This window comes from Actinomadura kijaniata NBRC 14229 (assembly GCF_001552175.1).
Taxonomy (GTDB): Bacteria; Actinomycetota; Actinomycetes; order Streptosporangiales; family Streptosporangiaceae; genus Spirillospora; species Spirillospora kijaniata.
Genome location: NZ_BCQR01000099.1, coordinates 1 through 17,913, shown reverse-complemented (window position 1 = coordinate 17,913; position 17,913 = coordinate 1). Strand labels below are relative to the sequence as shown.

Below are 17,913 nucleotides of genomic sequence, written 5' to 3'. Positions count from 1 at the left end.
CCTGGTCAGGGAGGTCGAAAGAGGGTGAACGCGCACTGGATCGGAGTGGCGTTCGGGGCGTTCGTCGTCGTCCAGGGCGTGCGGGCGATGGTGGAGTACCTGCGGCTGCATCTCCGGGGGGAGCGTGTCCCCGGCGTCATCGTCGGCTCGCGGGACGCGCCGGGGTCGCCGGGGGTACGGCGACGCGCCGGGGTGTTCCGCTTCACCACCCGGCAGGGGCGGACGATCGAGCGGCGCAGCGCGACGTACTCTCCGCGCGGCCCTCGTCCCGGCAAGGCCGTCACGGTCGTGTACGACCCGGCCCGGCCGGAGAAGCGCGCCGAACGCGCGGGGATCACCCTCCTGATGGTCACCGCGCTGACCCCGCTGATGATCGCTGTGGGGATCGCCATCGTCCTGCTCAACCTGGCGGACATGTGACCGGAGGACCCCATTGATGGACATCGCCAGATCATGGCTGGTCGCGCTGCTGGTCTACCTGGTCGGCGCGACCGTCACGGCGACCCTCGGCATCGGCGCGCGGGTCACCGAGGAGGACCTCACCGGCGGTGGCGCGATCGCCTGGAACGGGGTGCCGACGGCGCTGACGTTCCTCCTCATGACGCTGCTGGCCCGCGCCGTCCACCCCGAGCCCGCCCGGCGTCGCCCCGTGCGCCACGCGGTCGCGTCCCTGGGCGCTCCGGTCGTGCTGATGCTGCTCGGCGTCGTTCTGGGAGCCGTGCAGCAGGACTGGAGCGAGACGGCGGTGAGCACCGTCGGAGCCCTCGTCGGCACCGGCGTGGGCTGGGCCCTGGGGATGCTCCTCCGCCGTCCGTCACGGTCACACTGACCGCCGGCGCGTCGGCCGAGTGCGCGTGGGCGTTGGCGTCAGTCGGGGAGCCGGTGGGGGTTGGGGACGAGTTCGATGGTGCGGAGGAGCTGCCAGCGGGCCTCTTCCCAGCGCGCGTGCCAGGTGAGGGCCTTGGCGGCCGGGTCATGGGGGTCGAGCCCGGCCCGGAGGGCGGCGTGGTCGCCCGCGGCCTTCTGCATTTCCTTGGCGACGTCCACCGCGGTGGAGAGGACGGGGAACTCCTTGGAGTCGGGTTCCTCGAAGGCGCGGTGGGCACTGACGAGAACGGCGGCGCGCACGCTCCAGGCGAGCTGTCCGCCGAAGTCGTCTTCGGCGAACATCTCGTGTGAGCGGTCGAAGTTCTCCACGACCTCCTGGTAGGAGCCCTCGCCGTCCACGTACCGGCGGGCGCTGTCGAGGCAGGCGTCCAGGATGTCGGCGTTCTGGACGCTGTCGCGGCAGACGTCCAGGCCGTGCTGGGCGAAGTCGAGCGCGAGGCGCTCGCGCAACACCTCGTCGGTCGCCTGCACCTGTTCCGCGAGCAGCCGCGGAATGACGATCATTCTCAGCTCCTGGGTCCGTCTTCCGTCGCCTAACCGGCGATCTCCTCGATGAGTTCCTCGGGGCCGCCCGACCTCCGGTGAATCGTAGCGTTGCGGAGCATGGGGATCCGGCGGGCCAGCTGGTCGGCGTTCCGGAGCTGGTGCCCCTTGAAGGCGCCGCTCTTGGACTTGAGCTCGATCGCCCAGGCGGTCATCTTCTTGGGGTTCGAGAAGTCGACGATCAGGAAGTCGCCGGCTCCCGCGGTGTCGTCCAGGCGCAGGATGAGGTGGCCGGGCTTCCGCTTGGCGAGCTCCTTGACGAACTGCATCTCGTGCGGCGCCAGACCGAAGGGGGCCGGAGGCTGCTTGCCCGGCCGGACCGGGACCATCTCCTCGGGCAGGCAGCGGAGGAACCTCCGCATGTTCGGGCCCGGCTTCGGGCGCGGGTTCGCGACAGGCGCCGTCAGCTCGTGGGCCGGGACGGAGGCCCTCCCCCCGGCGGGGCGGTAGAGGAGCGGCTGGAGCCGAAGGGACGGGGGCCCGCCGGGGGGCGCGGGGACGAAGGCGGAGGGCTGGAGGACGGGGCAGGCCAGTTCCTTGTCCTTCTTGAGCTTCTCGCGGAGCTGGCGGGCGCGTTCGCGGGCCTGCTCGGCCCGGCGCCGGGCCGCCTCGGCGAGCTTCTTGTAGCGGTCGTAGGCCGCCTTCATCTTCTTGAACTTCGCGCCCGCCTTGGCCGCCTTGGCGCCACGGCCGAACCAGCCCACCACCGGGACGAACGACACGGCGGTCCAGCCGCAGCCCGACAGGCTGCCCTCGGTGAAGCACCGCTTGGCGTCGCCGAGGCCGGACGCCTCCACGGCGAACTCCTTGGCCAGCTTCTTCATGTCGAGCTTGCCGTCGTACCCGTTCGCCTCCCGGTCGGCCTGCGCGGCCTCCTGCTCCGCCTGGTCGATCTGGCACTGCAGGTCGTCCTCGGCGCATGTCCCTCCGGTGCCGGGGGCCTGCGAGGGTGCGGGCGTGGCCCCCTGCTGCCCGGCCTGCGGCTTCTGGGCGCGAGAGCCGTCACCGCAGCCCTTGTCCCGGGTGACCTTGCAGATCCCGGTCTCGATCCCCCGCACGATCGAGTCGGAGACCGAGAACGTGACGACGACCGCGCTCACGGCTGCGATCAGCAGGATCATGGCGAGGTAGCTGACCGAGCCCTCACCACGGTCTCGTCGGATCCACACGCCAGCGCTCCTCCAGCGGACAGGGGACTCTTCATCGAAGCCGTTGCGAGCCCGGAGTGCCTGGGCCCCAGGGCCCAAAGCCAGGCCCAACGGTCCCGCCGCCCTTCAGCGCACCGCCCGTGATCGGCGAAGCTCTGACCATGAAGCGAACCGTGGCTGTCGTTCTCACCCTCGTCGCGGCGGGCGGAGGCGCCGGCTGCCAGGACGGTTCGGGCGGCGAACGCCCGAAGTCCGGGCCGAGGACGAGCGCTGCCGTGGCGTTGCCGGAGGTCCCCCTGCCCGATGACCCGAAGGCGCTCGCCACGCTGGTGAACGAGAAGGTCGGCGCGTTGCCGTCGGTGCGGGTCTCGGTGAACACCACCACCGTCACCAACCAGGGCAAGGCGTCGGTCGCTCTCTGGGGGACCGTCCGCAACCCGTCCGGGCAGCGGACGGCGGCCTCGTTCAAGGTGGTGGAGACCGGCGGTCCCGAGCCGGGCACCAGCGAGACCGTGGTCCTGGACGGTGCCGTCTACCTGAAGAACGACGGCGGTGAGTACGAACCGGGGAGGCCGTGGCTCCGCGTCACCCGCGAGGACCTGACCCGTCCGGGAATCGACGAGACCACCCGGAAGACGTTCGCGTCGGCCTTCGAGGAGGCCCAGCAGGGGCTACGTGAGGCCGCCGCGACCAGGGGACTGACCGCCCTGCAGGACGGCGCCCTGATCCAGGAACCGGTGTGGGAACAGCTGGAGGGAACGCAGGTCCGCCGCTACTCCGGGAAGACCGAGGCCGCGAGCCTGCGCCAGAGCACGGACCGGGGACTCCGCGCCCTGGCGGAGGCGGGGGTGACCTCGGTTCCCTGGGTCGTCTGGGTGGACAGGCGCGGCCTGCTCCGCCAGTTCTCCGCGACGGTAGCCTCGGGGCCGACGAGCATGGACATCAAGGCTGTCTACTCCGGCTGGGGAGAGCCCGTGAACGTGACCCCGCCGCCGGAGCGGCAGACCGCGACCCTGGGATGACGGCGGGATGACGACGGTGTGCGCGGCGACCTCGTGGGGGCCTTCTGATGCCGGATAGCGCGGAGCTCACGGCCGAGGACGGCCGGGGGCCGGTGTGGTCGTGGCGGGCCGACTGGACCGGGCCGGTCCGGGAGCGTCCGGTGCCGGTCGCGGTCGGGGCCGTGGTGGTCGTGGCGCTGCTGGTCTGGCGGATGGGAGTGCGGCCGGAGCTGGCGGCCTTCGCGTATCTGGCGGTCGTGGGGGCGATGCTGACCGCCGTCGATGTCCGGCTGCATCGGCTGCCCGACCCGCTGACGCTGCCGTCGTATCCGGTCATGCTCGTGCTGCTGGGGGTGGCGGTGCCGTTCACCGGGGACGGGAGCGGGCGGTTCGTCGCCGCGCTGGTCGGCATGGTCGCCCTGTGGGGGCTGTTCTTCGTGCAGTGGCTCGTCGTTCCCCGCGCGCTGGGGTTCGGCGATGTGAAGCTCTCCGGCGCCCTCGGGATCGGCCTCGGGTGGCTGGGGCGGGACGCGTGGGTGACCGGGGTGTTCGCGATGTTCCTGCTCGGGGGTGTGTACTCGGTCGCTCTGCTGGTCACCCGCCGGGCGGACCGGCGGACCGCGATCCCGTTCGGGCCGTTCATGTTGGCCGGGACGCTCGTGGGCGTGCTGGCGCATGCCTGAGCGCCCCGGGACTTCCGTACGATCTGTGGCGTGAACGCGGGGTGGGTGATCGGGGATCGGTTCACCATGCTCGACCGGATCGGGGAGGGGGCGACCAGTCGGGTCTGGCGGGCCTATGACCGGGTGGTCGGGAAGTACTGCGCGGCCAAGCTGGTCCGGCAGCGGGACACCACCGCGATCCTGCGCGTGGTGCGGGAACGCGCGATCCGCATGGCGCACCCGCACGTCCTGACGCCCTACGCCTGGTATCCGGCGGGCGACGACGTCCTGCTGGCGATGGACCTGATGTGCGGCGGGTCGCTGGAGTGCCTGATCGGCGACTACGGGCGGCTGCCTCCGGCGTACGCGGCCGAGGTGCTGGACCAGATGCTCGCGGCGTTGAGCCACATCCACGCGGCGGGCGTGGTGCACCGGGACGTGAAGCCCGCGAACGTGCTGCTGGAGCCGAGCGCGTCGGGGGCCCCGCATGTGCGGCTGGCGGACTTCGGCATCGCGCTCGGGCCCGACGGGATGCGGTTGACGACGACGGGGTTCGTGGTCGGGACGCCCGGCTACCTGGCCCCGGAGGTGCTGGACTGGGCGCGGCCCAGTCCCGGGCAGGACCTGTACGCGGCCGGGATGGTGTGCTGGCGGATGCTGACCGGGGCGGGCGATCCCGAACCTCGCCAGTGGGTGGGACCGGTCCCGGAGGGGGTTCCGTCCCGGCTGTGGGCGCTGGTGGCGCACCTGTGCGCCCCGGACCCGGCCCACCGGCCCGCGACCGCCGACGCGGCGCGCCGGGAGCTGGCCGCCTGCGGCCTGGCCCTGGGCCTCCCGGCCCGGACGGTGGACGGCGAGCCGTTGCAGATCTTCGACCATCTGGGGCCGCCGCCCGCCGTCGTCCCGTGACCTTCAGAGCGTGATGTCCTCGCCCTGATCGAGCGCGGCGACCTCGTAGTCTTCGGCGGCCGTGGCCTCCAGGAAGCGGGAGAGCTCGTCGGGCCGGGTCTCGTAGAAGCCGTCGAGGTGGAAGCCGTCGTAGTGGATCGGCACCGCGACCTTCGCGCCCAGCAGGCGGGTCGCCACGGCCGCCTGCTCGGCGTCGAGGGAGGCCGGGTAGGGGCTGGGGGGCTGGCAGTGCGGGAAGCACACCGTCGGCCCGTTGATGGGGGTGAGCACCGCGTCGAACGGCCCGAACCGGTGGGCGGCGCGCCACCAGTAGCCGTGGAACATGCTGTCGCCCAGGTGCAGCACGCGCTTGCCGTCCGCCTCGACGGCCCAGGACACCTGCGGATCGCCCAGCGTGTCCACGGCGGGGACCGCCGCGATGGTGAACGGCCCGATCGTGGTGGTCTCCCACGGCTGCATCGGGTGCCGGGGCAGGCCGTGTTCGTCGAGTTCGCGGTCGGCCGTGAGCGTCCACAGGTTCTCGTGGTCGTCGCCGCCGAAGGACGCGGGGTGCAGGACCCGGCCGCCGGGCGCGAGCGCCTCGGCCAGCGCGGTGGCGTCGGTGTGGTCCCGGTGCAGGTGCGTGCACAGGCCGGCGATCACGTCCCCCGCGGTGCGCGGCGGGACGACCGTCGGCAGGGGCGCCGACAGCGGGGTGCCCGCGAGCACCCCCTCCGGACGGCCGAGCAGGTCGATCACCACGCTGTGTCCCCGGGCCTCCAGCTCCACGCCCGCCCAGCCCAGCCATCGGAGGCGCATGTCCCACCCTCTTTAGCAGACGATCGTTCGCTATATGCGGGTAGCGTACGGTCGTTCGCTAAACTCGTCAATCATGAGACATTCCGCCGAGGAGGCCCGCCGGACGCGGGACCGCATCGTCGCCGCCGGGGTCGCCAGGGCCTCCACCGACGGCCTCCACGGGCTGACCATCGGCTCCCTGGCCGAGGAGCTCGGCATGAGCAAGGCGGGCGTCGTCGGCCCCTTCGGCTCCCGCGTCGACCTGCAGTCCGCCGTCCTGTCCAGGGCGGTCGACCTGTTCACCCGGGCCGTGGCGGCCCCGAGCCTGAGCGCGGAGGCGGGCCTGCCGCGCCTGCGCGTGGTGATCGACCTGTGGTGCCGTTACCTGGACGGCGGCCCGTTCCCCAACGGCTGCTTCGTCACCGCCGCGTCCTGCGAGCTGGACGGGCGTCCGGGCGAACTGCGCGAGTCCCTCCACGATGCCGTGACCCGCTGGCGCGCGTTCCTGCGCGACCAGGTGACGGCCGCGCAGGCCGCGGGCGACATCCCCGCCGGCCGGGACGCGGACGACCTCGTCACCGTCCTGACGGGGATCGCGATGGCGGCGAACCAGGAGCTGCAACTGCTCGGCGACGGGCAGGCTCCCGCCCGCGCACGCCGCCTCATGCTCGCCGCCGTCGCGGGCGGGCGCGGCGGCGAGGCGCCCTGAGCGCGTCAGAGCTCGGCGGAGATGACGACGCGGCGGTTCTTGGCGCGCCCCTCGGGGTCGTCGGAGCCGTCCTTGCCGGTGTTGGGGGCGGCCGGTTTCGTCTCGCCGTAGCCGGTGGCCCTCAGACGGGAACGCTCGATGCCGCCCTTGGTCGCCAGCCAGTCGACGATGGCCTGGGCGCGCTGCTCGGAGAGGCGCCTGTTGGTGGCCGGATCGCCCTTGGCGTCGGTGTGGCCGTCGATCCGGATGGTCGCTCCGGCGGGGATCTCCTTCTTGACGGACGCGGCGATCCTGGTGAGCTCGGCGGAGGCGCCCGGCTTGACGGCGGCGCTGTCGAAGTCGAACAGCACGTCGGCCTTGAGGCTGTAGGCGATCTGGTCCTCTCCCTTCAGCACCGCGCTGTCGGGACTGATCTCGCGGCGTTCGATCTCCGCGCGGGGGAGATCCACGCGCGGGAGTTCGACGCGGGGGACCTCGACCCGGGGAAGCTCGGCGCGGGGGACGCACTCGCCCTTGTCGTTGCACTTCTCCCAGCGGGTCTTCTCCCAGCGCGTGATCTCCCACCGGGTCTGCTCCCAGCGCGTCTGCTCCCAGCGGGTCACCTCCCAGGCGGTGCCGCCGTTCCGCGGAACGGTCTGGCAGACCTCCGGGGCCGTGACGCCCGGCGCGACGACCGGCTGCGCGGTCACCGCCTCGGCGCGGACCGCGGGGATCCTGAGGCCGGGGATGTCGATGCCGGGGATCTCGGCGGCCGGGATGGTGACGCCCGGGATCGTCGCCCTGGGAACGCTCATCTCGCTCAGGCAGCCGCCGGGCGCGGGCTTGACCTCCACGCACTGGGCCGGGACGCGCTGGGCGGGGATGTCGACGGCCGGGATGGTGACCGGCGGGATCCGGTGGCCGTTGTAGGTCGCTCCGGGCACGTGGACGGCGTCGACGTGGACGGCCGGGATCTCCACCGCCCTGATGAGGCGGCCGCCGTTCGGGCAGGAGGTGGGTTCGGGAGTGGGCGAGGGCGAGGGGGTCGTGCTCTTGGCGGCGCCTCCGCCCGATGCCGCGCGTCGCGGGGACGGGCCGCCGCCGCAGGCGGCGAGCAGCGCGGCGGCCAGCGACAGCGACGCCGCCTTCAGGAGGGCCGCCTTCACCGGCGCGGTCCTCGCGGGTGCGGTTCTCATGGATGTCCTCCTCGTGGGCCTGCCGCGTCGTGCCGGGGTCAGGACCTGTCGTAGGTGATGTCCACGCGGCGGTTCTTCGCCCGGCCCTGGGGGTTGTCCCTCTTGCCGATCCGGTTGGGGGCCACCGGCTTCCTCTCGCCGAATCCCTTGGCCTCGACCTCGACGGGGGACTTCAGGACCCGCAGCAGGGCCGCCCTGACCGCCTCGGCGCGCTTCTGGGAGAGGGACAGGTTGTAGGAGTCGGAGCCGACCGAGTCGGAGTGGCCCGTGACCTGGATCGTGCCCCGGACGGTCCGGAGGCGGGGCGCGAGCCTGGCGATGGTGTCGCGGGCCGACCTGGTCAGGTCGGCCTTGTTGAAGTCGAACAGGACGTCCGCCGAGATCCGCACGGTCACCTTCGAGCCCTCGGCGCTCTCCTCCTCCAGCGGGAGCACGAACGGCGTCAGGTCCAGCCGGCGGACCGCGGCGTCGGCGCCGACGTCCAGGGTCGCGCGGTCCGGGTCGAGGGTGCGGGTCGCCTCGGCCAGCCTGGCGTCGGGGACCTTCGGGTCGGAGGCCGCGGCGGCCGTGCCGGCGGCCGTCAGGACGGCGGTCGTCAGCACGGTGGCCGCGGCGGTGAGGGCCAGGGTCGCCCGGAACATGGCGCTCACCTTTCGATGGGCACGTTGCGGAACGTCGTCAGGCGGCCGAACTGGACGTCCACCGCCCGCACGTTCTCCGGCGGGGCCGGGAACGTGTAGGAGAGGGCGGTCGGCTTGGCCGCACGGACGTAGGCGTTGCCCGCGCCCAGCTCGGTGCCCGCCGAGTCCTTGACCACGACGTAGCGCTTGAGGTTCACCGGGTCGAGGAGGGAGACCGCCGGGACCTCGCCGCCGTTCAGGGTGTACAGCGAGTCGCCGACGCCGGTGGCGTTCGCGGTGTTGATCGTCATGGTCAGGTGGGCCAGGCGGCCGCGGGCGTTCAGGCCCACCACGGCCAGTTCGGTGGGGCCGTCCGAGGTGTTGACCGTGGTCTTGACGACCGGCTTGCCGGGGTCGGGGGCCTTGGGTCCGTCGCCCTCGTCCACGGCGGTGGCCGCCTTGCCGGGGCCGCCGGAGCCGCCCGAGCCGCCGGAGGAGTCGTCCGACGGGAGGCAGGCGGTCAGGGCCGTGGTGAGCAGCGCCGTGGCGGTCGCCAGTGCGAGGATGCGCATCGATCCGTCCTCCGGGGGCAGAGGTGATGACGGGTCCGCGACATCGCATGTGCAAAGTCGCGGTGGCGTGGCACCATGAGGTATGGGTGAACACCTCGCGTGCGTTCGCAAATCTAGTGTTTGCAGCTGTTAATCGTCAAGGGGGGTCGCAGTGATCGTTTCCGAGGTGGCGCGGAGGTCGGTGTGAGCATGTCGGAGGACACCGTCGTCCGGAACCGCGCCCTGCAGGCCGAGTGGTACGGCGAGCCCCTGGGGGACCGCTTCCGGCGGCTGCTGGACCGGCTCGGGCTGTCGCAGTCGGGGCTGGCCGGGGTGCTGGGGCTGTCGGCGCCGATGCTGTCGCAGCTCATGTCGGGACAGCGCGCCAAGATCAGCAATCCGGTCGTGCTGAACCGGCTGCTGGCCGTGGAGGAGCTGGCCGCCGACCCCGCGTTCGACTCCCTGTCGGCCGCCGAGGTCCGCGAACGGCTCGGGATCATCCGCGCCCGGACCACCGCGACCACGTCCGGCCTGCGCGAGTCGCCCGTCGAGGCCGAGCTGCGGGAGCGCCTGGAGGCCGCCTCGCCCGCCCGGGTCCTCCAGGCGCTGCTGCGGGAGGTGGCCTCCGCGAACGAGATCGAGGCCGCCGCCGACCTCGTGGACGTGCAGTTCCCCGAGATCGCCACCCTGCTGCGCGTGTACGGCAACGGCCGCGCGAGCGAGGCCGAGGCGCATCTGGAGGCCCACCTGTCGCGGACGCTCGGGCGGTAGCTCCCCCTATCGCACCCGCCGGGCGATTCGATCATGGCCTGGCGGTCTGGTGTCGATGCCTCCAGGCCATAAGGGCAGGCTATGCCCCACGGACGATGTATCGGACGTTGCGCAGTGTCATAATCTGTGGTCAGGGTCACACCACCGAGTGGGTGTTGTGTATGTCACAGCGCCGGAGAGGTGGCGTAGGGTCGCCTCGCTGGTAGCGCACACGAGGCGTCACCGCCTGACCGCGGTGCCGTCCGGGCCGGGGCGCGACGGCCGCGTGTGCTCCCGCCGTACCCGGGGAAGTCCCTGAGATCCCGAGCTCTGGAGAGCGTCTATGAGCACTGTGGAGGCGCCGGACAAAGCGCGCGCCCGGATTAGAGAACGTACGCTCCGCACCGACAACTGGCGCGTCTATCCGATCACCACGCTAGTGATCTTCACTGCGTGGGTGGTCTACGCGACCGTCCGGGCCTTCTGGGGCGCGGCCTTCTACGTTCCCGAGTACCACTACCTGACGCCGTTCTACTCGCCCTGCCTGAACGAGATCTGCAACAACGTCACCGTCAACGGGGTCACCGGCGACGCCGGGGAGTTCGGCACCTTCCTGCCGTCCTGGACGCGCGGCTGGATCCCGTTCGCGGCGCTGTCGCTGCCGTTCCTGCTGCTGTTCCGCCTGACCTGCTACTACTACCGGAAGGCGTACTACCGCTCGTACTGGGCGTCGCCCCCCGCCTGCGCGGTCGCCGAACCGCACAAGAAGTACACCGGCGAGCGCCGGTTCCCCCTCATCGGGCAGAACCTGCACCGCTACTTCTGGATGGCCGCGTTCGTCATCTCGCTGATCAACACCTACGACGCCGTCCGCGCGTTCCACGGCAAGGACGGCGGGTTCGGGATCGGGCTCGGCAGCATCATCCTGCTGGCCAACGTCATCCTGCTGTGGGGCTACACCCTGTCGTGCCACTCCTGCCGCCACATCGTCGGCGGCCGGTTGAAGAACTTCTCCAAGCATCCGTTCCGGTACCGGATGTGGGGCTGGGTCTCCAAGCTCAACGAACGGCACGGGCAGTACGCGCTCATCACCCTCGGCTCGCTGGTCGTCGCCGACCTGTACGTGGCGCTCGTGGCCAGCGAGACCATCTCCGACCTGCGATTCTTCAACTAGGCGGCGGACATCATGACTGAGATCGAACGGCACTCCTACGACGTCGTGGTGATCGGCGCGGGCGGTGCCGGGCTGCGGGCCGCGATCGAGGCCCGCCTCCAGGGCAAGAAGACCGCGGTCATCTCCAAGTCGCTGTTCGGCAAGGCGCACACCGTCATGGCCGAGGGCGGCGCCGCGGCGGCGATGGGCAACGTCAACCCCAACGACAACTGGCAGGTCCACTTCCGCGACACCATGCGCGGCGGCAAGTTCCTCAACAACTGGCGCATGGCCGAACTGCACGCCAAGGAGGCCCCCGACCGCGTCTGGGAGCTGGAGCACTGGGGCGCGCTGTTCGACCGCACCAAGGACGGCAAGATCTCCCAGCGGAACTTCGGCGGCCACGAGTACCCGCGCCTGGCGCACGTCGGCGACCGCACCGGCCTGGAGCTCATCCGCACCGCGCAGCAGAAGATCGTCGCCCTCCAGCAGGAGGACCACCGGGAGCTCGGCGACTACGAGGCCCGCCTGAAGGTGTGGGCCGAGACCACCGTGACCCGGCTGCTGCTGGACGGGGACCGCGTCGCGGGCGCGTTCGCCTACGTCCGCGAGACCGGGAAGTTCGTCGTGTTCGAGGCCCCGGCCGTGGTGCTGGCGACCGGCGGGATCGGCAAGGCGTTCAAGGTCACCTCCAACTCGTGGGAGTACACCGGCGACGGCCACGCCCTGGCGCTGCTGGCCGGGGCGACCCTGCTGAACATGGAGTTCGTCCAGTTCCACCCGACCGGGATGGTCTGGCCGCCCTCGGTCAAGGGCATCCTCGTCACCGAGTCGGTGCGCGGCGACCGTGGCGTCCTGAAGAACTCCGACGGCAAGCGGTTCATGTTCGACTACATCCCCGAGGTGTTCAAGGACAAGTACGCCACCTCCGAGGAGGAGGCCGACCGCTGGTACGACGACCCCGACAACAACCGGCGGCCCCCCGAGCTGCTGCCGCGCGACGAGGTCGCCCGCGCCATCAACGCCGAGGTCAAGGCCGGACGCGGCTCACCGCACGGCGGCGTCTTCCTGACCGTCGTGGACCGCATGCCCGGCGGCGCGGAGGAGATCAAACGGCGGCTCCCGGCGATGCACCACCAGTTCAAGGAGCTGGCCGACGTCGACATCACCAAGGAGCCCATGGAGGTCGGCCCGACCTGCCACTACGTGATGGGTGGCGTCGAGGTCGACCCCGACAGCGGGGCGGCCCTCGTGCCCGGCCTGTTCGCGGCCGGGGAGTGCTCCGGCGGCATGCACGGCTCCAACCGCCTCGGCGGCAACTCCCTCACCGACCTGCTCGTGTTCGGGCGGCGCGCCGGGCTGGGGGCCGCCGAGTACGTCGACGCGCTGGCCGAGCGTCCCGCCGTCCCCGAGGACGAGATCGACAAGGCCGCCACCGAGGCGCTGGCCCCGCTGGCCCGCGAGGGCGGCGAGAGCCCCTACGCCGTCCACTCCGAACTCCAGCAGACCATGAACGACCTGGTCGGCATCATCCGCAAGGAGGAGGAGCTCCAGCAGGCCCTGGAGGCGCTGGAGAAGCTCCGCGAACGCGTCGCCCGGGTCGGCGTCGCGCCCGTCGCCGCCCACGGCGGCCGCGGCTACCACCCCGGCTGGCACCTCGCCCTCGACCTGCGGAACATGCTGCTGGTCTCCGAGTGCATCGCCCGGGCGGCGCTGGAGCGCACCGAGAGCCGTGGCGGCCACACCCGCGACGACCACCCGCAGATGTCCGCCGAATGGCGCAAGGTCAACCTCGTGTGCCGCCTCACCGGCGACCCCGGCGACCCCCGCGTCGAGCTCCGCCGCCAGCCCATGGACCCCATGCGCGACGACCTGCTCGCCCTCTTCGAGACCGACGAGCTCAAGAAGTACCTGACCGGCGAGGAACTGCCCGCCCACGTGAAGGAAGTCATCGCCGAGACCGAGGAGGGCGACCGATGAGCTACCTGGCCAAGTTCCGGGTCTGGCGCGGTGACGCCGGCGACGGTGAGCTGGTCGACTACAAGGTCGAGGTCAACGAGGGCGAGGTCGTCCTCGACATCATCCACCGGCTCCAGGCCACCCAGGCGCCCGACCTGGCCGTCCGGTGGAACTGCAAGGCCGGCAAGTGCGGCTCCTGTTCCGCCGAGATCAACGGCATGCCGCGGCTGCTGTGCATGACGCGGATGTCGACGTTCACCCAGGACGAGACCATCACCGTCACGCCGGTCCGCACGTTCCCCGTCATCCGCGACCTGGTGACGGACGTGTCGTTCAACTACGAGAAGGCGCGGCAGATCCCGTCGTTCGACCCCGGCGACACCAAGCCGGGCGAGTTCCGGATGCAGCAGGTCGACGTCGAGCGCTCGCAGGAGTTCCGCAAGTGCATCGAGTGCTTCCTGTGCAACAACGTCTGCCACGTCATCCGCGACCACGAGGAGAACAAGCCCGGCTTCGCCGGGCCGCGCTTCCTGATGCGGATCGCGGAGCTGGAGATGCACCCGGCCGACGAGGCCGACCGGCGCAACATCGCGCAGGACGACCACGGCCTGGGCTTCTGCAACATCACCAAGTGCTGCACCGAGGTCTGCCCCGAGCACATCAAGATCACTGACAACGCGCTGATCCCGATGAAGGAACGGGTCGTCGGCCGCAGGTACGACCCGGTGGTCTGGCTGGGCAGCAAGCTCGGCATCGTGAAGAAGGGCAAGGACACGCCCTCGGCGTGACGCACGGAAAGGGGGGCGGGGCCGTCGGCGGCCCCGCCCCCCTTCGCGTCGGCCGGAGGATCAGCCCTTCTTGACGTCCTTGATGTTGCCGTACGTGTGGCCGCCCGGGCTCTGCTTGGCCTGGATCATCAGGCAGGTGCCCTTGGCGATGACCTTGTTACGGCCGTTGTCGCGCATGGCGTGGTACTTGCCGTCCTTCTTGACGTGCTGCCAGTCGGTGAGGCCGACGTGCGAGCCGCACTTGATCAGGCGCAGGTCCACCCGGTGCTTGAACTGCTTCTTGGTCACCTGGACGTAGACGACGCCCTTGCGGGTGGTCTTGAAGCCGCGGCTCTCCTCCTTCACGAACGGCGAGACGGAGATGTGCCACTTCTGGACCTTGGCCTTGGCGGAGACCTCCGGCGCGGCGGCGGGAGCGGCCGGAGCGGCGGCGGCGGAGGCGGCGGGGGCGCCCAGCACACCCAGAGCGGCGGCGGCGGCGAGGGCCGGCACGAGCTTCTTGACAGACATGGGGTCTTCCCTTCTGGTCACATGACCGGCTCGGCGGAGCCGGTGCCGTTCCGCCGCGAGACGCGCGGGCGGAACGCCGAGGACCATCCTGGGAGGCGCCCGACCAAGATCATAGAAGCCGTGGCACCAACTCCTCCGGGGGCTGGTGCCGTGGATCTAGTGCGCGGGTGGGATCCCGGGCGCGGGAACGCGGCACGTCGGCGGGCGGCGTGCCCCCGTCACCGCCGCCCGCCGTACCGCCGTTCCCCGCGAACGTTCGCCGCCTGCGCCGGGCCGGGCGCGGGCGGCGCGTCCACCCTCTCCCGGTGGGCACCGGGCGAACAGGCATTAGTACACACAACGCGTGACGCATTCGTGATCGTCTGACCCGTTGCGGGGTGCGGCGGGAAATCTAGCGTGGAACCATGACCCCCTTTGAGCCTGGATCGTTCCTCGCCGAGATCACCCCGGAGGAGCGTGCCGATCTGGAGTCGCGGGGCCGGGTGCGGGAGTTCGCCCGCGGTGAGGTGCTGTTCTGGGAGGGGGAGGAGGCCACCTGGGTGGCGGTGCTGCTCGCCGGGAAGGTCAAGGCCTACTCCGACCGCGAGCAGGGCGGCGAGGCGCTGCTGGCGGTGCGCGGGCCCGGCGCGCTGCTGGGAGAGGTCGCCGCGATCGACGGGCTGCCCCGGTCGGCGACCGTGGCGGCGCTGGAGGACGGGCGGGCGCTCGCCGTCACCGTGCCGGACTTCACGGCGTTCCTGCGGGACAACGGCGGGGCCGCGATCGTCATCATGCGGACGCTGTGCGAGCGGTGGCGCGACTCCGACAGCAAGCGCATCGAGTTCGGGATGTTCGACGCCACCGGGCGGGTCGCGCAGCGGCTGGTGGAGCTGGCTGACAGGTTCGGCGTCCCGGCCGGGGCGGGCGGGCAGAGCGTCCGGATCACCCTCAGCCTGTCGCAGGAGGAGCTGGCCGGCTGGGTGGGGGCGTCGCGGGAGGCGGTCAGCAAGGCGCTGCGGACGCTGCGGCGGCACGGGTGGATCGAGACCGGCCGCCGCGTGGTGATCGTGCACGACCTCCAGGCGCTGCGCCGCCACGCCCGCTGACCGGACGCCCGCTGCGACAGGCGGCACGCGGTGTCTCGCTCCGGGGGACCCTTCGCCCGGAACGCCGGAACCGGCCACGTAACTTGGCAGGATGCAGTTGCAGCAGCTCGCCTATTTCGTCGCCGTCGCCGAGGTGCGGCACTTCACCCAGGCGGCGGAGGCCCTGCACGTCGCGCAGCCGTCGCTGTCCAAGCAGATCCGCGCGCTGGAGGCCGAGCTCGGCGCGTCGCTGTTCAGCCGGGCGCGGGGGAACATCACCCTGACCCCGGCCGGGGAGGCGCTGCTGCCGCTCGCCAAGCGCATCCTCGCCGACGTCGACACCGCCCGCCTGGAGGTGCAGGAACTCGCGGGGCTGCGGCGGGGGCGGGTGCGGCTCGGGGCGACGCCGTCGCTGTGCGCGGGGCTGCTCGGCGACGTGCTGCGGCGGTTCCACGACGCCTACCCCGGCATCCAGATCATCGTGGAGGAGGGCGGGTCGCGGGACCTGGTGCGGGAGCTGACGCGGGGGTCGCTGGACCTGGCGCTGGTGATCCTGCCGCTGCACGGCGACCCGCCGCTGGAGACGAAGCCGATCCTGCGGGAGCACCTGGTCGTCGCCTCCCCCGCGGGGAACGCCGGGGGTGAGCGGGGGCGGCCCTCCTCGCGGGAGCCGGCCCAGGTGCCGCGCCGCTCCTACCTGCGGATCGAGGACCTGCGCAACCGTCCGATGGTGATGTTCCGGTCCGGCTACGACCTGCGGGAGGCGACGATCACCGCGTGCCGGGACGCCGGGTTCGAGCCGAGGTTCGCCGTCGAGGGCGGCGAGATGGACGCGGTGCTGCGGTTCGTGGAGGCGGGGCTGGGCGTCGCGGTGGTGCCGAGCATGGTGCTGGCCGGGCGGCCGGGGCTGCGCGGAACGCCGCTGGTGCTGGGCGACGGGCCGCGCCGGGGGCACCACCCGGAGCTGCAACGCACGATCGCGCTGGCGCACCGCAAGGACGTGCAGCCCACGCACGCGGCGCGCGCGTTCCAGGACGCGCTGGAGACGTTCCTGGTGGAGGCGGCGCTCGCGGGCAGCCTCCCGGCGGGCGTGGAGGCGCTGGTCACGCACGCCTGACCGGACGTCAACGACAAGATCCATCGATTTCGCGGGGGCACGTTGGCGATCTTGGACGTCCCCGGCCCGGCGGAGTCGATCTAGGGTCCGGGGCACAAGGAGCTCTCGTCCCCCGGAGACCGCATGCGCCCCCGCCGTACCGTGCCCCTGCTGCTCGTCCCGCTCGCGCTGGCGCTGACCGCGCCACCAGCCCTCGCCGCCCCCGCCCCCGCGCGTCCGGCCGCGCCGCCGCCGGCGGAGTGCAGCGACGAGCCGCGCGACCTGCCCATCTGGAAGTTCGTCGACTACCGCGAGATGCGCCGCGAGCTGGCCCGGATCGAGCGGGCGAGCCGGGGACGGGTGGACGTCCAGGTCGTCGGCCGCTCCAACCGGGGGCGCGCCATCCACACCGCCACCGTCGGGAACGGGCCCAGGGTCTTCCTGGTCACCAGCGAGATCCACGGGAACGAGAAGACCGGCACCACCGCCCTGCTGCGCATCCTGAAGTGGCTGGGGACCTCGGACTCGCCCGAGGCGCGGCGGGTGCGGCGCGAGATCACGTTCGTCGCCGTCCCGAAGATCAACCCGGACGGGGCCGAGCTGGACCGGCGCGGCAACGACAACGCCTGGACCGAGGTGCAGAAGGACTTCCCGCAGCTCGCGGGGCGGCCCCCGGCGTGGAACTACCTCGACGGGCAGTTGCAGGGCGACGACTACGCCAAGCGCCCCGGCTTCGACCTGAACCGCGACTTCAACCCGGACCTGGACTACCGGCCGAAGGCCGAGGACGTTCCGGGGGCGCCGGACCGGCCCGGGTGGTTCCTGAACCCCGAGTCGCAGGTCCTGCGGGACGTCTACAAGCGGCTGCGGGCGCGCAAGGGGAAGGTCGACGTGTACGTCGACCTGCACCACCAGGGCGCGTGCGTACGGGAGGACGTGAAGAACCGGCTGCTGGACGTCGCGGTGGACTACCCGCCGCTGCCGGACAAGTTCTTCGAGCCCGGAGGCAAGTACGCGCCGTACGCCAGGACGTACGCCAAGACGTACTCCAAGCAGCTCGCCATCAGCGCGTTCCGGGGGATCGAGGACCGCGGGTACATCGGGGCGCGCTACCCGCACGCGCCGACGCGTGACCTGCCGGGACAGGCGCGCTCGTCGATGGCGCTGATCGGGACCGGGACGGTGCTGTTCGAGGTGCGGGGCCAGACCCAGACCATGGGACACCGGCAGGCGGAACGGTTCACCCGGGCGGTCACGGCGGGCCTGGTGCGGATGCTGGGCGACGTGTCCACCGGACGGGTGCGGAGGATCGACCCGGACTCGTTCGAGAGCCTGCCGGGGACGAAGGAGGACGCGGCGGCACGGGCGTTCCGGCACGAGCACGACCTGGAGTAACGGCGGAGGCCGCCGCCGCTCGGGGTGAGGACGGAAAAGCGTGGTGCCCCGGCCTGACGGCCGGGGCACCACGCTGCATTCCGGCGGCTCCGCTGCTGTGTGAGAGGGGCCGCACGGCGATGCCGTGCGGCGGGGCCGTGTAGCGAGGCTGCGTGGCGGGCTGCGTGGCGGGCTGCGTGGTGGGGCCGTGTGGTGGGGCCGTGTGGCGGGGGGGG

20 protein-coding genes are annotated in these 17,913 nt (G+C 72.0%); 13 read left to right on the top strand and 7 right to left on the bottom strand.

Translation table 11 applies throughout. From position 1 onward, the window contains the following. The first annotated feature begins 24 nt into the window (after nt 1-24). Together AKI01S_RS28550 and AKI01S_RS28545 are read left to right on the top strand one after the other, a co-directional pair. On the top strand, nt 25-420 hold the full coding sequence (locus tag AKI01S_RS28550; RefSeq protein ID WP_067824710.1) for a DUF3592 domain-containing protein: 396 nt from the start codon (nt 25-27) through the stop codon (nt 418-420). Between the two features lie 16 nt (nt 421-436). After that, complete coding sequence (locus AKI01S_RS28545) at nt 437-829, top strand: hypothetical protein (protein WP_067824708.1); 393 nt, start codon at nt 437-439, stop codon at nt 827-829. Between the two features lie 38 nt (nt 830-867). On the opposite strand, the gene AKI01S_RS28540 is transcribed toward AKI01S_RS28545, so the two are convergent. Together AKI01S_RS28540 and AKI01S_RS28535 are read right to left on the bottom strand one after the other, a co-directional pair. After that, the gene (locus AKI01S_RS28540) at nt 868-1,392 is read right to left on the bottom strand and encodes a hypothetical protein (protein ID WP_067824706.1); all 525 of its coding nucleotides are present in this window, start codon (nt 1,390-1,392) and stop codon (nt 868-870) included. Nucleotides 1,393-1,421: 29 nt separating this feature from the next. Continuing rightward, a complete protein-coding gene (locus AKI01S_RS28535) occupies nt 1,422-2,600 on the bottom strand; it encodes a hypothetical protein (protein WP_157420207.1) in 1,179 nt (392 codons plus the stop codon). 152 nt (nt 2,601-2,752) lie between these two features. On the opposite strand from AKI01S_RS28535, the gene AKI01S_RS28530 reads away from it, so the two are divergent. From AKI01S_RS28530 to AKI01S_RS28520, 3 genes are read left to right on the top strand one after another with little or no spacing between them, the layout of a single operon-like run. Beyond that, nucleotides 2,753-3,601 (top strand): SCO4651 family lipoprotein, encoded by an 849-nt coding sequence (locus tag AKI01S_RS28530; protein ID WP_157420206.1) that lies wholly within the window; start codon nt 2,753-2,755, stop codon nt 3,599-3,601. 47 nt (nt 3,602-3,648) lie between these two features. Beyond that, a complete protein-coding gene (locus tag AKI01S_RS28525; protein WP_084000346.1) occupies nt 3,649-4,263 on the top strand; it encodes a prepilin peptidase in 615 nt (204 codons plus the stop codon). Nucleotides 4,264-4,293: 30 nt separating this feature from the next. Further along, on the top strand, nt 4,294-5,151 hold the full coding sequence (locus AKI01S_RS28520) for a serine/threonine-protein kinase (protein WP_067824700.1): 858 nt from the start codon (nt 4,294-4,296) through the stop codon (nt 5,149-5,151). A gap of 3 nt (nt 5,152-5,154) precedes the next feature. Here the strand turns inward: AKI01S_RS28520 and AKI01S_RS28515 are convergent, their stop codons facing one another. After that, nucleotides 5,155-5,949, bottom strand: coding sequence for an MBL fold metallo-hydrolase (locus tag AKI01S_RS28515; RefSeq protein WP_067824698.1), 795 nt, complete (start codon nt 5,947-5,949; stop codon nt 5,155-5,157). A 73-nt stretch (nt 5,950-6,022) separates the two neighbouring features. Here AKI01S_RS28515 and AKI01S_RS28510 point away from each other — a divergent pair, with 73 nt between their 5' ends. Next, nucleotides 6,023-6,637 carry a TetR/AcrR family transcriptional regulator gene (locus AKI01S_RS28510; RefSeq protein ID WP_067824696.1) on the top strand — a complete coding sequence of 205 codons (615 nt, stop codon included), beginning with the start codon at nt 6,023-6,025 and terminating at the stop codon, nt 6,635-6,637. A gap of 5 nt (nt 6,638-6,642) precedes the next feature. On the opposite strand, the gene AKI01S_RS28505 is transcribed toward AKI01S_RS28510, so the two are convergent. The 3 genes from AKI01S_RS28505 to AKI01S_RS28495 are packed head-to-tail and all read right to left on the bottom strand — an operon-like array spanning nt 6,643 to nt 9,004. Then, nucleotides 6,643-7,812 (bottom strand): OmpA family protein, encoded by a 1,170-nt coding sequence (locus AKI01S_RS28505; RefSeq protein ID WP_084000345.1) that lies wholly within the window; start codon nt 7,810-7,812, stop codon nt 6,643-6,645. Between the two features lie 38 nt (nt 7,813-7,850). After that, nucleotides 7,851-8,453, bottom strand: a complete 603-nt coding sequence (locus AKI01S_RS28500; protein WP_067824692.1) for an OmpA family protein — start codon at nt 8,451-8,453, stop codon at nt 7,851-7,853. A gap of 5 nt (nt 8,454-8,458) precedes the next feature. After that, nucleotides 8,459-9,004: a hypothetical protein gene (locus AKI01S_RS28495; protein WP_067824690.1), complete on the bottom strand. Its 546-nt coding sequence runs from the start codon at nt 9,002-9,004 to the stop codon at nt 8,459-8,461. A gap of 189 nt (nt 9,005-9,193) precedes the next feature. Here AKI01S_RS28495 and AKI01S_RS28490 point away from each other — a divergent pair, with 189 nt between their 5' ends. The 4 genes from AKI01S_RS28490 to AKI01S_RS28475 all read left to right on the top strand — a co-directional run bounded on the left by AKI01S_RS28490 (nt 9,194) and on the right by AKI01S_RS28475 (nt 13,633). Next, complete coding sequence (locus tag AKI01S_RS28490; RefSeq protein ID WP_067824687.1) at nt 9,194-9,754, top strand: helix-turn-helix domain-containing protein; 561 nt, start codon at nt 9,194-9,196, stop codon at nt 9,752-9,754. 322 nt (nt 9,755-10,076) lie between these two features. Further along, on the top strand, nt 10,077-10,907 hold the full coding sequence (gene sdhC, locus AKI01S_RS28485) for a succinate dehydrogenase subunit SdhC (RefSeq protein WP_067824685.1): 831 nt from the start codon (nt 10,077-10,079) through the stop codon (nt 10,905-10,907). A 12-nt stretch (nt 10,908-10,919) separates the two neighbouring features. Next, entirely contained in the window at nt 10,920-12,866 is a 1,947-nt protein-coding gene (locus AKI01S_RS28480; protein ID WP_067824683.1) for a fumarate reductase/succinate dehydrogenase flavoprotein subunit, read from the top strand. Further along, nucleotides 12,863-13,633, top strand: coding sequence for a succinate dehydrogenase/fumarate reductase iron-sulfur subunit (locus AKI01S_RS28475; protein WP_067824681.1), 771 nt, complete (start codon nt 12,863-12,865; stop codon nt 13,631-13,633). Before AKI01S_RS28480 ends, AKI01S_RS28475 begins: the two co-directional genes overlap by 4 nt. A gap of 60 nt (nt 13,634-13,693) precedes the next feature. Here the strand turns inward: AKI01S_RS28475 and AKI01S_RS28470 are convergent, their stop codons facing one another. Then, nucleotides 13,694-14,143 carry a hypothetical protein gene (locus AKI01S_RS28470; RefSeq protein ID WP_067824678.1) on the bottom strand — a complete coding sequence of 150 codons (450 nt, stop codon included), beginning with the start codon at nt 14,141-14,143 and terminating at the stop codon, nt 13,694-13,696. A 404-nt stretch (nt 14,144-14,547) separates the two neighbouring features. Between AKI01S_RS28470 and AKI01S_RS28465 the strand changes: the two genes are divergently transcribed. From AKI01S_RS28465 to AKI01S_RS28455, 3 genes are all read left to right on the top strand, one after another. Continuing rightward, nucleotides 14,548-15,228: a Crp/Fnr family transcriptional regulator gene (locus AKI01S_RS28465; protein WP_067824676.1), complete on the top strand. Its 681-nt coding sequence runs from the start codon at nt 14,548-14,550 to the stop codon at nt 15,226-15,228. A 91-nt stretch (nt 15,229-15,319) separates the two neighbouring features. Next, nucleotides 15,320-16,324, top strand: a complete 1,005-nt coding sequence (locus AKI01S_RS28460; protein WP_067824674.1) for a LysR family transcriptional regulator — start codon at nt 15,320-15,322, stop codon at nt 16,322-16,324. A gap of 123 nt (nt 16,325-16,447) precedes the next feature. Further along, on the top strand, nt 16,448-17,698 hold the full coding sequence (locus AKI01S_RS28455) for a M14 family zinc carboxypeptidase (protein ID WP_067824672.1): 1,251 nt from the start codon (nt 16,448-16,450) through the stop codon (nt 17,696-17,698). Nucleotides 17,699-17,913 lie beyond the last annotated feature (215 nt).